10 protein-coding genes, 2 tRNA genes and 2 rRNA genes are annotated in these 13,479 nt (G+C 58.0%); 12 read left to right on the forward strand and 2 right to left on the reverse strand.

Features of this window, described 5'->3' with window-relative positions:
* The first annotated feature begins 4 nt into the window (after positions 1 to 4).
* The 5 genes from L4X63_RS22705 to L4X63_RS22725 all read left to right on the forward strand — a co-directional run bounded on the left by L4X63_RS22705 (position 5) and on the right by L4X63_RS22725 (position 5,476).
* Positions 5 to 81 (forward strand) — tRNA-Ile (locus L4X63_RS22705).
* A 22-nt stretch (positions 82 to 103) separates the two neighbouring features.
* A tRNA-Ala gene (locus L4X63_RS22710) sits at positions 104 to 179 on the forward strand.
* A 158-nt stretch (positions 180 to 337) separates the two neighbouring features.
* A 23S ribosomal RNA gene (locus tag L4X63_RS22715) occupies positions 338 to 3,295 on the forward strand.
* A 155-nt stretch (positions 3,296 to 3,450) separates the two neighbouring features.
* A 5S ribosomal RNA gene (gene rrf, locus L4X63_RS22720) occupies positions 3,451 to 3,567 on the forward strand.
* Positions 3,568 to 4,009: 442 nt separating this feature from the next.
* On the forward strand, positions 4,010 to 5,476 hold the full coding sequence (locus L4X63_RS22725) for an aminoacyl-histidine dipeptidase (protein WP_250680957.1): 1,467 nt from the start codon (positions 4,010 to 4,012) through the stop codon (positions 5,474 to 5,476).
* A 4-nt stretch (positions 5,477 to 5,480) separates the two neighbouring features.
* On the opposite strand, the gene L4X63_RS22730 is transcribed toward L4X63_RS22725, so the two are convergent.
* Both L4X63_RS22730 and L4X63_RS22735 read right to left on the reverse strand, forming a co-directional pair.
* Complete coding sequence (locus tag L4X63_RS22730) at positions 5,481 to 5,717, reverse strand: hypothetical protein (protein ID WP_250680958.1); 237 nt, start codon at positions 5,715 to 5,717, stop codon at positions 5,481 to 5,483.
* Between the two features lie 150 nt (positions 5,718 to 5,867).
* Positions 5,868 to 7,541 (reverse strand): B12-binding domain-containing radical SAM protein, encoded by a 1,674-nt coding sequence (locus tag L4X63_RS22735; protein ID WP_250680959.1) that lies wholly within the window; start codon positions 7,539 to 7,541, stop codon positions 5,868 to 5,870.
* Between the two features lie 209 nt (positions 7,542 to 7,750).
* Here L4X63_RS22735 and L4X63_RS22740 point away from each other — a divergent pair, with 209 nt between their 5' ends.
* The 7 genes from L4X63_RS22740 (at position 7,751) to L4X63_RS22770 (ending at position 13,108) form a co-directional block, all read left to right on the forward strand.
* Positions 7,751 to 9,094, forward strand: coding sequence for a radical SAM family protein (locus tag L4X63_RS22740; protein ID WP_250680960.1), 1,344 nt, complete (start codon positions 7,751 to 7,753; stop codon positions 9,092 to 9,094).
* 212 nt (positions 9,095 to 9,306) lie between these two features.
* Positions 9,307 to 10,173: a S66 peptidase family protein gene (locus L4X63_RS22745; RefSeq protein ID WP_250680961.1), complete on the forward strand. Its 867-nt coding sequence runs from the start codon at positions 9,307 to 9,309 to the stop codon at positions 10,171 to 10,173.
* Positions 10,170 to 10,745, forward strand: coding sequence for a nucleoside recognition domain-containing protein (locus L4X63_RS22750; RefSeq protein ID WP_250680962.1), 576 nt, complete (start codon positions 10,170 to 10,172; stop codon positions 10,743 to 10,745). The genes L4X63_RS22745 and L4X63_RS22750 overlap by 4 nt, the downstream gene beginning before the upstream one ends.
* Positions 10,742 to 11,272, forward strand: coding sequence for a spore maturation protein (locus tag L4X63_RS22755; protein ID WP_250680963.1), 531 nt, complete (start codon positions 10,742 to 10,744; stop codon positions 11,270 to 11,272). The genes L4X63_RS22750 and L4X63_RS22755 overlap by 4 nt, the downstream gene beginning before the upstream one ends.
* Positions 11,272 to 11,985, forward strand: a complete 714-nt coding sequence (locus L4X63_RS22760; protein ID WP_250680964.1) for a class II glutamine amidotransferase — start codon at positions 11,272 to 11,274, stop codon at positions 11,983 to 11,985. The genes L4X63_RS22755 and L4X63_RS22760 overlap by 1 nt, the downstream gene beginning before the upstream one ends.
* Positions 11,986 to 12,222: 237 nt before the next feature.
* The gene (locus tag L4X63_RS22765) at positions 12,223 to 12,579 is read left to right on the forward strand and encodes an Hpt domain-containing protein (protein ID WP_250680965.1); all 357 of its coding nucleotides are present in this window, start codon (positions 12,223 to 12,225) and stop codon (positions 12,577 to 12,579) included.
* Positions 12,580 to 12,607: 28 nt separating this feature from the next.
* A complete protein-coding gene (locus L4X63_RS22770) occupies positions 12,608 to 13,108 on the forward strand; it encodes a chemotaxis protein CheX (protein ID WP_250680966.1) in 501 nt (166 codons plus the stop codon).
* The last annotated feature ends 371 nt before the right edge of the window (positions 13,109 to 13,479 follow it).

Genomic DNA, 13,479 nt, shown 5'->3' on the forward strand with positions numbered 1-13,479 from the left:
GAAGGGGCCTGTAGCTCAGCTGGCTAGAGCACACGACTGATAATCGTGAGGTCGGAGGTTCAAGTCCTCCCAGGCCCACCATTTAAGTCTCAACCCGTATTACGGGGGTGTAGCTCAGCTGGGAGAGCACCTGCCTTGCACGCAGGGGGTCATCGGTTCGATCCCGTTCACCTCCACCATTTTCGAAGCTCTGATCCGTCGGCTTGTCTGACGAGTCGGACCTTTTGAAAACTGTTCTTTGACAATTGCATATTCAAGATCTGTAGGTAGAAAAACGAAATGGCGAAAACCATTTCGGTGTATGCACGGCAGTTTTGACTAAGTTAAGTTTTTTTATGGTCAAGCTACTAAGGGCGTACGGTGGATGCCTAGGCAGAGAGAGGCGATGAAGGACGTGGTAAGCTGCGATAAGCTTCGGTGAGCCGCTAAACAGGCTTTGACCCGGAGATTTCCGAATGGGGAAACCCACTGGAGGTAATGCTCCAGTAACGCATGGTGAATACATAGCCATGCGTGGCGAACGGGGGGAACTGAAACATCTAAGTACCCCCAGGAAGAGAAAACAATAGTGATTCCGTCAGTAGCGGCGAGCGAACGCGGAACAGCCCAAACCAAATCTACTTCGGTGGGTTTGGGGTTGTGGGGCCCCAACATGAGATTGACAATGGGTAGGAAAGCGGTCTGGAAAGTCCGGCCATAGTGGGTGATAGCCCCGTATCCGAAACCTTGAGTCACTCTAGGGTGTCCCCGAGTACCGCCAGGCACGTGAAACCTGGTGGGAATCCGGGAGGACCATCTCCCAAGGCTAAATACTACTCTCTGACCGATAGTGCACTAGTACCGTGAGGGAAAGGTGAAAAGTACTCCTATGAGGAGGGTGAAATAGAACCTGAAACCGTATGCCTACAAGCAGTGGGAGCACTATGGAGCAATCCAGTGTGACCGCGTGCCTTTTGCATAATGAGTCAGCGAGTTACCTTCAGCAGCGAGGTTAAGCTCATAGAGTGGAGCCGCAGCGAAAGCGAGTCTTAATAGGGCGACATAGTTGCTGGAGGTAGACCCGAAACCGGGTGATCTATCCATGTCCAGGGTGAAAGGAAGGTAACACTTCGTGGAGGCCCGAACCCACTGGCGTTGAAAAGCCAGGGGATGAGGTGTGGATAGGAGTGAAAGGCTAATCAAACTCGGAGATAGCTGGTTCTCCCCGAAATATATTTAGGTATAGCCTCGTGAAGTAAGTGATGGGGGTAGAGCACTGGATGGGCTAGGGGTCTTACCGGATTACCAAACCTAACCAAACTCCGAATACCATCAACTGTTATCACGGGAGTCAGACTGCGGGTGATAAGATCCGCGGTCAAAAGGGAAAGAGCCCAGACCGCCAGCTAAGGTCCCAAAATCTACGCTAAGTGGAAAACGATGTGGAAATGCCCAGACAACCAGGAGGTTGGCTTAGAAGCAGCCACCCTTTAAAGAAAGCGTAATAGCTCACTGGTCGAGTGGGTCTGCGCGGAAAATGTAACGGGGCTAAGCGTAGTACCGAAGCTGCGGATTTGATCCTTAAGGATCAAGTGGTAGGGGAGCATTGTGTAAGCCTGCGAAGGTCGACCGCGAGGACGGCTGGAGGTATCACAAGAGATTATGCTGACATGAGTAGCGAAAAACAAGGTGAGAAACCTTGTCACCGAAAACCCAAGGTTTCCTACGTAAAGGTAATCTGCGTAGGGTTAGTCGGTCCCTAAGGCGAGGCCGAAAGGCGTAGTTGATGGGAAACGGGTTAATATTCCCGTACCACCTGTTGTTGCGATGGGGGGACGGAGTAGGGTAGACGATCCAGGCGCTGGTTGTCCTGGTTTAAGGTCGTAGGCGGGAAGAGGAGGCAAATCCCTTCTTCCATTCAACGCTGAGAACTGATGACGAGGGGGTATCCCCGTAAAGTCGTCGATCCCATGCTTCCAAGAAAAGCCTCTAAGCTTCAGACAGCAGGTGACCGTACCGTAAACCGACTCAGGTGGGTGAGGATAAATGTCCTAAGGTGCTTGAGAGAACACTGGTTAAGGAACTCGGCAAAATGATACCGTAACTTCGGGAGAAGGTATGCCCCTCCAGGTGTAGCGATTCGCACGTGAAGCTAGGGGGGGTCGCAGAGAAATGGCGGTAGCGACTGTTTACTAAAAACATAGGACTCTGCAAAGTCGCAAGACGACGTATAGGGTCTGACGCCTGCCCGGTGCCGGAAGGTTAAGGGGATTTGTTAGCCGCAAGGTGAAGCTTTGAACCGAAGCCCCGGTAAACGGCGGCCGTAACTATAACGGTCCTAAGGTAGCGAAATTCCTTGTCGGGTAAGTTCCGACCTGCACGAATGGCGTAACGATTTCCGCGCTGTCTCAACCAGTGGCTCAGCGAAATTGAATTCTCGGTGAAGATGCCGAGTACCCGCGGTAAGACGGAAAGACCCCGTGCACCTTTACTACAGCTTGACAGTGACATTCGAATAAGTTTGTGTAGGATAGGTGGGAGGCTTTGAAGCTGGGACGCTAGTCTCGGTGGAGCCAACCTTGAAATACCACCCTGGTTTGTTTGGATGTCTAACCCAGGCCCGTCATCCGGGTCGGGGACACTGTCTGGTGGGTAGTTTGACTGGGGCGGTCGCCTCCCAAAGAGTAACGGAGGCGCGCGAAGGTTCCCTCAGGCTGATTGGAAACCAGCCGTAGAGTGTAAAGGCATAAGGGAGCTTGACTGCGAGACCAACAAGTCGAGCAGGTACGAAAGTAGGTCTTAGTGATCCGGCGGTTCTGTATGGAAGGGCCGTCGCTCAACGGATAAAAGGTACGCCGGGGATAACAGGCTGATCTCCCCCAAGAGTTCACATCGACGGGGAGGTTTGGCACCTCGATGTCGGCTCATCGCATCCTGGGGCTGAAGTAGGTCCCAAGGGTTTGGCTGTTCGCCAATTAAAGCGGTACGCGAGCTGGGTTTAAAACGTCGTGAGACAGTTTGGTCCCTATCTACCGTGGGCGCAGGATACTTGAGAAGAGTTGACCTTAGTACGAGAGGACCGGGTTGAACGTACCTCTGGTGTTCCAGTTGTTCCGCCAGGAGCAGTCGCTGGGTAGCTATGTACGGAAAGGATAACCGCTGAAAGCATCTAAGCGGGAAGCCTCCTTCAAGATTAGGTATCCCTGGGAGCAATCCCCTGAAGACCCGTTGTAGACCACAACGTTGATAGGCCGGGTGTGTAAGCGCAGCAATGCGTTCAGCTTACCGGTACTAATCGGTCGTGAGGCTTGACCATAAAAATTAACTGAAGGGGGGGCTGGTCCTCCAGCCCCCCTGATATAAACTGCCAAAGCTACCGACAGATCGAAGAGCATGCAATTGTAACGGTTGCACGGGACGAAAGTCCCAGTGCAGCTCATAGAGAGATTCGCGCGAAAGCGCAAAGAGTTTCTCTGTGGCGATGCCGAGAGGGCCACACCCGTTCCCATCCCGAACACGGAAGTTAAGCCTCTCAGGGCCGATGGTACTGCACTGGTAACGGTGTGGGAGAGTAGGTCGCCGCAGGGAATTTAATAGAAAGCCCCGCCTGGTTATTCCAGCGCGGGGCTTTTGTTTTTCTGCTCACCTGTCTAAGAAAGAGCCCCGCTAGAATTCCTTCCGGCGGGGCGTCTTTTGTTCCTCCCTCCACAATTCAAGATCACATGATAATATTCTAACGGTACCTCTCATCCACGCGTTCTTACCATCATCTTAGCTGCGGAGTTCGGAGGGTGCGACATGAACAAAGTCTTTCGCATCGTCGTTGTGCTCATCGCTATCCTGTTCGGCCTCAATACAATCTATGGTTGTCATTGGTGGCAACCGCCTGCCCCTCCTGGCTTACCCAAACTGCCTCCAGTTCCGGTTCCCTAGTTCCCTGGCTTCACGTTGCCGGCCTCCAATTGAACTTCCCTTAAGCGGAAAATCTGGTATGTTCTAGCTGTTCTGATTTTACCCAGGGAGGTGCCCATTGGAATTCAACGTCTGCCCCGCTATCGACGGGTTGAAACCCGAACGATTCTGGCGCTGCTTTGCCGAACTCTCACGCATCCCGCGCCCATCCGGGCATGAGGAGCGCGCCGCCCAGTTCGTGCTGGACCGGGCCCACTCGCTCGGCCTGCAAGCCCGCAAGGATGGCTTCGGTAACGTAGTGGTCAAAAAGCCTGCTACCAAAGGGAAGGAAGGCATTCCCTCCGTCTGTCTGCAGTCTCACCTGGACATGGTCTGTGAGAAAAACGCCACCAAGGCTCACGACTTCATGGCCGATCCCATCGAACTCGTCCGCGACGGCAACTTCCTCTCCGCGAACGATACCACCCTCGGCGCCGACAACGGTGTTGGCGTGGCCACCAGTCTCGCCATCATGGAGGATGGCGACCTCGAACACGGCCCTCTTGAGTTGCTCTTCACGGTCGAGGAAGAGACCGGGCTCACCGGGGCTCTCAATCTCACCTCCGGCCTCGTCGATAGCCGCATTCTCCTCAATCTCGATTCCGAGGATGAAGGCGTCATCTTCATCGGTTGCGCAGGCGGCCGGGATACCGTGGGGAAGTGGACCGTCGCGAGGGAAAAAATCTCTTCCGATTTCGCGCAGGTCCGCCTCATGGTGCGGGGGCTGAAAGGGGGCCATTCCGGGATCGATATCGGAAGGGGGCTTGGCAACGCCATCAAGATCCTCAACCGCGCCATCATTCAGTTGGGTGGGATCGGCTTGAGGTTGTCCTCGCTGGCAGGGGGGAACATGCGCAATGCCATTCCCCGCGAGTGCTCCGCGGTGGCGTTTATTCCCAAACAGCGGCTCGATGAGGCCAATGCGCTTGTGAAGTCACTGAACTCCACCTATAGCGCTGAGTTTGCCTCGGTAGATCCTGACCTCGAACTCACTCTCGCAGAAGAAATGGGGGGAAGTGGGGAGGTGATGACTGCCTCTCTTCAAGAGCGCCTTTGCCGCACGATCGCGGCGCTCCCGTCAGGTGTTCAGCACATGAGCGCGGATATGCCCGGTCTCGTCGAATCCTCCACCAACGTTTCCGTCATCAGGACCCACGAGGACACTATCGAACTCATCACCAGCCAAAGGAGCTCGATAGCTTCCCGCCTGGCCGAGGTAGCCGAAACGGTGGATGCGGCTCTTCGCTTGGGCGGGGCTGAGATAGAGGGGGGCTCTGGTTATCCGGGATGGAAGCCGAACGTGAACTCTCCCATCCTTGCCGTGGCAAAAGAAAAATACCGGGCCCTTTACGGAAAGGACCCCGAGGTCACCGCTGTCCACGCCGGTCTCGAGTGTGGAATCATCGGGGAGCGGATACCCGGGATCGACATGATCTCCTTTGGCCCTACGCTCCATGCAGTTCATTCTCCCGATGAGCGGATCGACATAGCCTCGGTACCGAAGTTCTGGGAGTTCCTCGTCGAGATCCTCAAAGCGGTACGCTGATAGCTCATAGAATGCAGACGAAGCGTACCTGCACCGGTAAAATAGCATTGGTGCCGGAGATCATGACCCTCTGTGTCATGACCCGGCACCTTCCCCCCATCAAACATTCCAGTGCCACATCGTGCAGCCCCGGGTCGCACTGAAACACGCGTAGGGTGTCTCCTCTCCGGTTTTCCCCCATGTCGAGTCCGTCCAGGATAACTTTTCCATTGCGCTGGCAGGATACGGTGAAGTATTCCATGGCGACCAGCCCCCTTACCCCATCCTCACCCTGTCTCTCCCCTTGAAAGGGAGGAGAACTTGTGCAGGGGTGGGGCTGTGGATACTAAGCTTGAAAAGTTAATGGTAGCTAATTTGATAAGGACTGCTGGCGGGAAGCAGGAAAAAGGGGCTACATGACCTGGACGGTCAGACCTTCTCCGGGGGCGGAGCGGTAGACGAAGGTGACGGTGGTGGCTTCTTCAAGCCACGGTTTGGTCCGATAGTTGCGGGCGAAGGTGCGCCGATAGTATCTGACCCGCTCGTCTTTGCGAACGACGGGAAGCGAGGGGAGTGGCTCTCTCGTCGCGTGCTGGGGGGGACCGAAAAAGGAGGGGAGGGTTCCGCCGGGATAACCGACGAGGCAATAGTCGAAGGCGAGGGCGTCCTGGAAGCGGGTAAGCATGTCGCCGGAGAGCCGGGTGGCTGCGAAGCCGTTGAATGCTTCGAAGAGGGCCGGGAGGGAACTGCTCCACGCCATCTCCTGGTTCTCGAAAAAGGAGGCTGCGGTGGCGAAGATGCCGGAAAGCGGAGCCTGTTCGGCCAGTACTTTCAGGGAGGTGGCGAACCTGCCGCTGTTGTACCAAAGGTCGAGCAGCCGGCTGATGTTTTCGATGGAGCGGATCTCGGCGAAGGTGAGCCACGGAGTCTGCAGCACCTTATAGGGGGCGGAATCCGAGTAGGCGTACTTTTCGCTCCGGGCGATGCTGCGCATCCGGGTCCCCTTCATCACCTTCAGCGGCTCGACCTGGATGTGGTCGGGCGCCACCTCGAAGAGGCTTTGGAGGGAGGAAAGAAAACCGGTGAACGATTCGCCGGGAAGCCCCGCCACGAGGTCCAGATGAACGGTAACCCAGGTCTCCTCTTTCAGCCGCCGTACGTTCTCGAATACTTTCTCCAGGCTCGATTTCCTCTCCACCTTGGCGAGCGTCTCTTCTCCGCCTGATTGCACCCCGATCTCGAACCGGAAGAGTTCGGGCGGCACCTCGGCGAGTAACATAATGTTCTCCTCCGTCAAAAGGTCGGCGGCGATCTCGAAGTGGAACTTGCTCTCGCGGTTGTTCTCCAGGATGAAGCGCCAGATCCTGTTGGCCCGGCCGGCGTCGTAATTGAAGGTCCGGTCCACGAACTTGATGGTCCGCACTCCCGATTTCATCAGCAGTCCCAGGTCGGCTTCGATCCTCTCATAGGAATAGGACCGCACCCCCTTTTCCAGGGAGGAGAGGCAGAAGGCGCACGAAAAGGGGCAGCCGCGGGAGGTCTCGTAGTAAACGAGCGGCTTCGAGAGATCGGCCAGTCCCGCCTGGAAAGGGGAGGGGAGGGTGTCGAGCTCCGCGATCGCCTCGGCTTCGGGATTGGCCACGGTCTCCTCATCCTCGCGGTAGCTCAACCCGGGAATGGCGTCGAGCGGTTCGCGGTTGAGCAGGGCTTCCAGGAGACGGCGGCAGGTGACCTCCCCCTCCCCGCGGACGATGCAATCGATCGCCGGGTTTTGCTGCATCAACTCGAAGGAGCCGAAGGAGACCTCGGGGCCTCCCAGTACCACGAAGAGCTGGGGATCGACCTTCTTGAGATCGGAGGCGAGCTTCAAGGTGAGCTCGGCATTCCAGATGTAGCAGGAGAACAGCGCGACGTCGGCCTTGGCATCCACCAGCCGGGAGAGAAGCTGGTCCCGGTGCTCGTTCACCGTCAGCTCGAGGATCTCGAACTCGGCGCCCGGCAGATCGGCGCAGGCGGCCGCCAGGGCGGGGAGGGCAAGGGAGGAGTGGACGTATTTCGCGTGCAGGGTGGCGAGAAGAATTTTCATGGCGGCGATTGTAGCGGAAAAGTCATTAAGGGGAAAGGTCAAAGGGATTCATTGGCGATGCGCCTTGCCGTAAAGGGCGATTTTTGCTAGTGTGCTGAGGTTACGAAATACGGTGGAGGGGCGGACGGTTTACCTAATGTGGCGGCTGCCCCCACCCCCCGCCCCCCTCCCTCAAGGGGAGGGGGAGATATATGGAAGGCGGTTCATTTATGAAGGGTAGAAAGCTTCCCAAGCTTCTGTACGCGGACAGCAAGGGGAATATCTTTGACCATCCCTACCTCAATATGGCGGGGATGAGTGCGGACGAGGCGGTGTTGCCGGAGAACGTGGAACTGATCCCGCTGCCGGAAGACAGCCGGCTCTTCACCATCCCCAATACGCCCCCCATCGCGTGGGACGGCCGCGAGCGCCGCTTCGTCACGGTCTCAAGGGTGAACGAGGGGAGGCGGAGCATTCCGGTGCAGGCGGTCTCCGCCTTCATGGCTCCGGGGTACATGCGGACCCTGTTGCCCGCCTGCGATTACTCGAAGAAAAAGGTGCACCTCCCGCTCTGGTCCTACACCGCGGTTGGGTGGGACGATGAGCGCGACTGCTTCGTGGTGGCGGCCACCCGGGTCGACGATAACGAAAACTGGCTCCCCAAGAACTACGACGACCGGAAGCTCGATCCGCTGGTCCGCAAGATGGTCGCCCAGTACCCGAAGAACCGGCTCATCGAGCAACTCTCCCGCTGCGCGGTGGACTACCACTGCTTCGCAGCCAAAAACCTCTTCTTCCGCCGCTGGGAGGCCCCCATCCCCACCTCCCCGGTCTGCAACTCGCGCTGCCTGGGGTGCATCAGCCTCCAGCCTTCCGATTGCTGCCCGTCGAACCACGAACGGATCCCCTTCGTCCCCACCCCGGAGGAGATCGTGGAACTGATGCTCCCCCACCTGAACGAGGCGCCGGAGCCGATCGTCTCCTACGGCCAGGGGTGCGAGGGCGACCCGATCATGCAGGCGGACACCATCGCCGAGGCGACCAGAAGGCTCAAGGCAGGCACCTCGCGGGGCACGGTCAACTTCAACTCGAACGGCTCCTTCCCCGACCGCGTCCGGATGCTCTGCGACGCCGGGATGGACTCCATGCGCTTTTCGATGAACTCGGTGCAGGAAGAGTTCTACAACCGGTACTACCGCCCCAAAGGGTACACCTTTGCCAACGTGGTCGAGTCGGTGAAGGCTGCCAAGGAAAAGGGGCTCTTCACCATGATCAACTACCTGGTCTCTCCCGGGGTGACGGACAGTCCGCAAGAGGTCGAGGCGCTCCTTCGCTTCATCGGGGAGACCGGCGTCGATATGCTGCAGATGCGTAACCTTTCGATCGATCCCGCCTTCTACAACGAGAGGATGGGAGTGACTCAGAAGGGCATCGGCATGTACCGGCTGCTGGAGGTTATCAAGAAGGAGTATCCCAAGATCCAGTACGGCTACTTTAACCGCACTAAGGAGCGCTTCTATCCGGACGGCTATGAGACGGGATGGCCGATCAAGGAAAAGGGCAGGAAAAAGTAGGTTCAGTCAGGTGCAAGCTTTCAAAGATAAAAGTGATGTACCGGGGTTTCGCCTTCGTTCGTGAGTCAAATCCCCCCTGTCCCCCCTTCGCAAAGGGGGGGACCTGATTTCAATAGCTCTCCCAGGAATTGACGAAACATCCTTTCACCAGGGGGAGCGTTTTCCCGGCAGATCTAGCCGGTGCGCGGAAGCAACCTGCATACGGAGGTCATGTGAGCACCATCTCCATCATCACGCCGAGCTATCTGATCAAGAAGAAGACCGATCACGCCAAGGGGATCAAGCTACTGGAGAAGCTCGGCTTCCAGATCCTCAACCCGGCCTGCCCCACGGTGCTTCCGTCGCCAGCCGAGAAGGCGGAGCAGATTCACTGCCTCTTCCGCGACCCCGGCACCGATATCATCCTCGCCCAGCGCGGCGGCTACAGCGCGATGAAGTCGCTTCCGTTCCTCGACTTCGAACTGATCGGGAACCATCCCAAGATCCTTGCCGGCTTCAGCGACCTGACCGCGCTCTTGAACCCCATCTACGAGCGGACCGGGATGGTGACCCTGCACTCGCCGATGGTCATCAACCTCGACGCCCCCACCGATTTCACGGTGAAATCCTTTCTGAACGCCCTCAACCGCTACCCGGAGAAAAACCTCCTCAAGGGTGCGCCGGTCAAGGTCTACCGCCACGGCGTCGCCGAAGGGGTCCTCAAGGGTGGGAACCTCATCACCCTCACCGCCCTCATCGCCACCAACTGGGAGACCAATCTGGAAGGCTCCATCCTCTTCCTGGAGGACGTGGACGAGAAGCTCCACCAGGTCGACCGCTACCTGACCCAGTGGATCCTCACCGGCAAGCTCAAAGGGGTGCGGGGGATCATCCTCGGCGACTTCCGCGGGATCAAGAGCCCGCAGGTGTACCAGATCCTCTCCTCGCAGATGGAGCTGGACATCCCGGTCATCCACTGCCCGTTCATCGGCCACGTCCCCAACAAGATCACCCTCCCGGTGGGCGCCGAGGTCGAGCTGAACACCCAGAAGAAGCAGCTCCTGATCCGCAACATGGCTTGGCCCGGAGATACGGCATGAATGTCGTCTGGCTCGGGCTGATCACCGTCAGCGTCGTCTTCGCCATCTTCACCGGCAACCTCGAGCCCTTCACCAAGGCGATCTTCGATGGCGCCAAGCAGGCGGTCGAGATATCGCTCTTTCTTCTGGGGATCGTCTCGATCTGGATGGGGATCACCAGGATCCTCGAAGACTCCGGCCTCATCTACCGGATCGCCCACCTCTTCAAGCCGCTCATCTCCCGTCTCTTCCGCGGTATCCCCGACGACCATCCCGCGGTCTCCGCCATCACCCTCAACGTCCTGGCCAACGTCTTCGGCCTGGGCAACGCCGCCACTCCCTTGGGGATCAAGGCGATGCAGGAGCTCGACACCCTCAACGAGGAGAAGGGGACCATCACCTTCGAGATGATGATCTTCACGGTGATCAACACCGCCAGCGTGCAGCTCATCCCCTTCTCGCTGATCGGCATCCTGGCGAGTTTCCACGCCAAGAACCCGACCGCCATCGTGCTCCCGGTCATGATCGCCACCATCATCCACGCGAGCTCCGCGGTCGCCGTCCTCTTCGCCTTCAGGAGGGTGCTCAAGTGACCGAGTACGTCAACTACATCTCGCTCCTCTTCATCCCGCTCTTCATCCTCTTCACCATCTGGTACGGGACCTTCAAGAAGATCCGGGTCTACGACTCCTTCATCGCGGGGGCCAAGGAAGGGCCCAAGGTCATCCTCAACATCTTCCCCTACCTGGTGGGGATCTTCATCGCCATCAAGGGGTTCCAGGCCTCGGGCGCCTTCGATTACCTCAAGAACTGGTTCTACCAGATCTTCTCCTTCCTCGATATCCCGATCGAGGTGGTCTCCATGTCGCTTATCAAGCCGCTCTCCGGATCGGCCGCCACCGCCCTTTTCACCGATATCGTCAAGACCACCGGCCCCGAGTCGATGGCGGCCAAGATGACCGGCGTGATCGTGGGGAGCGCCGAGACGACCTTCTACGTCCTGGCCGTCTACCTGGGGGCGGTGAACATCAAAAAGAGCCGCTACCTGGTGCCGGTCTGCCTGATCGGGGACTTCATCGGCATCGTGGTGGCGGTAACCGTCGCGAGGTACTTCCTGTAATGTGCAGACTCCTTGGCATCACCAATTTCGACTACTCCATTCACGGCCACCTGGTCGACAACTTCTGCGAGCTCGCCCGCAGCGGCGTGGTGATGGCCGAGGACCCTCCCGGCCACGAGGACGGCTGGGGGATGGCCTACTACGTGGAGGGGAAGCTCGTGGTGGAGAAGAGCGGCGAGAGCCTCCTCAAGGAGAGGGCGCGGGTCGTGGAACCTCTCAAGCGGCTCGGCCGGACGCCGGTGCTGATCCTGCACCTGAGGAAATCCGCCTGGAAGGACAGCTCCTCCACCCGCCACGCCCATCCCTTCCACCACGACAACGTGGTCTTCGCCCACAACGGCACCGTGTACGAATATAAGCCGCTGCTCCCCGAGATCACCCTCCCCGGGCTGGGGGGCGATGCCCTCGATACCGAGGTCTTCTTCTATCACATCATGAGCTTTCGCGAGCACGGCCTGGCTCCCGCCTTCCGGCAGAGCGTGGCGAGGATCAAGCAGGGGCTCCGCTATTCCGCCCTCAACTGTCTCTTCAGCGACGGCACAACCCTCTACGCCTACCGGGACTTCACCAAGGAGCCCGATTACTACTCGCTCTACAAATCCCTCTCCCCCTCCTCCTCGCTGGTCTGTTCCGAGCCGCTCGACGACCGCCACGAGTGGGTGGCGATGGAGAAGGGGGAGTTTATCGAGCTCCCGGCCGCCGCTATCCGCTGATTGACCCCGTTTGTCCCACCCAGGCCCGCGTTGTCCCGCTACGGGACAGCCGGGTTCCCCTCCTTCCAGCCTAACCTCCCAAAATTGCAGCAGTTACTTCGTTGGCATCCATCCTGAAAGATATAAAGGCAGCAACGGTGCGGTCTCCCTTCATTGTCCCCTCGCGGGACACGGGTCTGCCGCCACCGGGAGCGCAGAGTCCAACCAAGCTGCAGCTAAATTTCAGGGGGGGGGCAGATGAAATACAAAACGATTACCGGTGACGGCGTAGAAGTATTTTCGCGGGAAGAACTGGAGACCCGGCTGGGGGACGCCATTCCGGTCGACCAGATCGTGGAGATCTTCCTGGTGAGCGGGGCCAATCACCTGGCGAGCCTCAAGGAGGCGGTGGCGGAGGGGGACGTGGACAACTTTCTCGCCATCGCGCACACCTTGAAAGGGACCGCGGCTTCCCTGGCAGCCCACCGGATGGAGGCGGTCACCACGGCGATGGAGTCCATTGCCATCCTCGGGTCGCTCGCGGGAGCGCGGGAACTGGTGAGCCTTTTGGAGCTGGAGTTCGAGGCGTTCAAGGAAGCGGTGGCTGGCCGCTGAGGCACCTAGCCCGATGGAGGAAGAGACAATGGCATTTTCCGGCACTCTGCTGGCCCGGTTGCAGACCACCGAAGCGGCGATGGAGAAGTCGCTCATCAAGGACGTGAGGAAGGTCTTTGCCGAGCTCCTCGGCATGGACCACCTGCTGCACCTGCCGATCTCGGTGGACCCGGCCAGTAACTTCAGCGACTGCATCAGCGCCTTGGTGGGGCTCGCCGGGGACTATAACGGCCTGGTCAGCCTGCACGTCCCCAATGCGCTGGCCATCAGGCTGACCTCGCAACTCCTTGATACCGCCGATCCGAGTGAGGAGGAGGTGGAGGACGCCCTGGGTGAGATGGCCAACATCCTGGCCGGCGCTTTCAAACAGCACCTCTCCGCCAACAGCCTCGCCGTGAGACTCTCGACCCCCTCGATAGTCTCCGGGAAGCAGTATGTGATCCATGTGGCCAAGAAGCCCGAGGTGATGACGCTACTCTTCGACTCCGAGGAGGAATGGTTCATGGCGGCATTGGCGCTGGAGAACTGACGATTATGACTGAGGCCGGCACCTTCCAATAGTGGTTTCAAACTCCGTTCATACATACGCTGACAGCTGTTGTAGTGAATGAAGCGGGTAGATACACAGTTGTGGGGAGCCAGTATCTCTACTTTGATCTTCAAAAGTAAAAGAACGGAAAATATGCGATTGGAAATTATTGAAGATATGTCCGGCTGGATGAATATTTGACAAAAATAATACTCGTCTCCCGCCAATGTTATCAATCGCTTGAATGCCTCTCCTGTCTCATCCGGTAAAAAGCGGTCATTGTCCCCTCAAGATATTTACCCGTCAATCCGATTCTACGAAAAACCAGCTAGAGACAAACGAAATGTCCGCTGAGTAGTTATTAGCCTTTC

The organism is Geomonas sp. Red32 (assembly GCF_023652955.1).
In the GTDB taxonomy this organism is placed as follows: Bacteria; Desulfobacterota; Desulfuromonadia; order Geobacterales; family Geobacteraceae; genus Geomonas.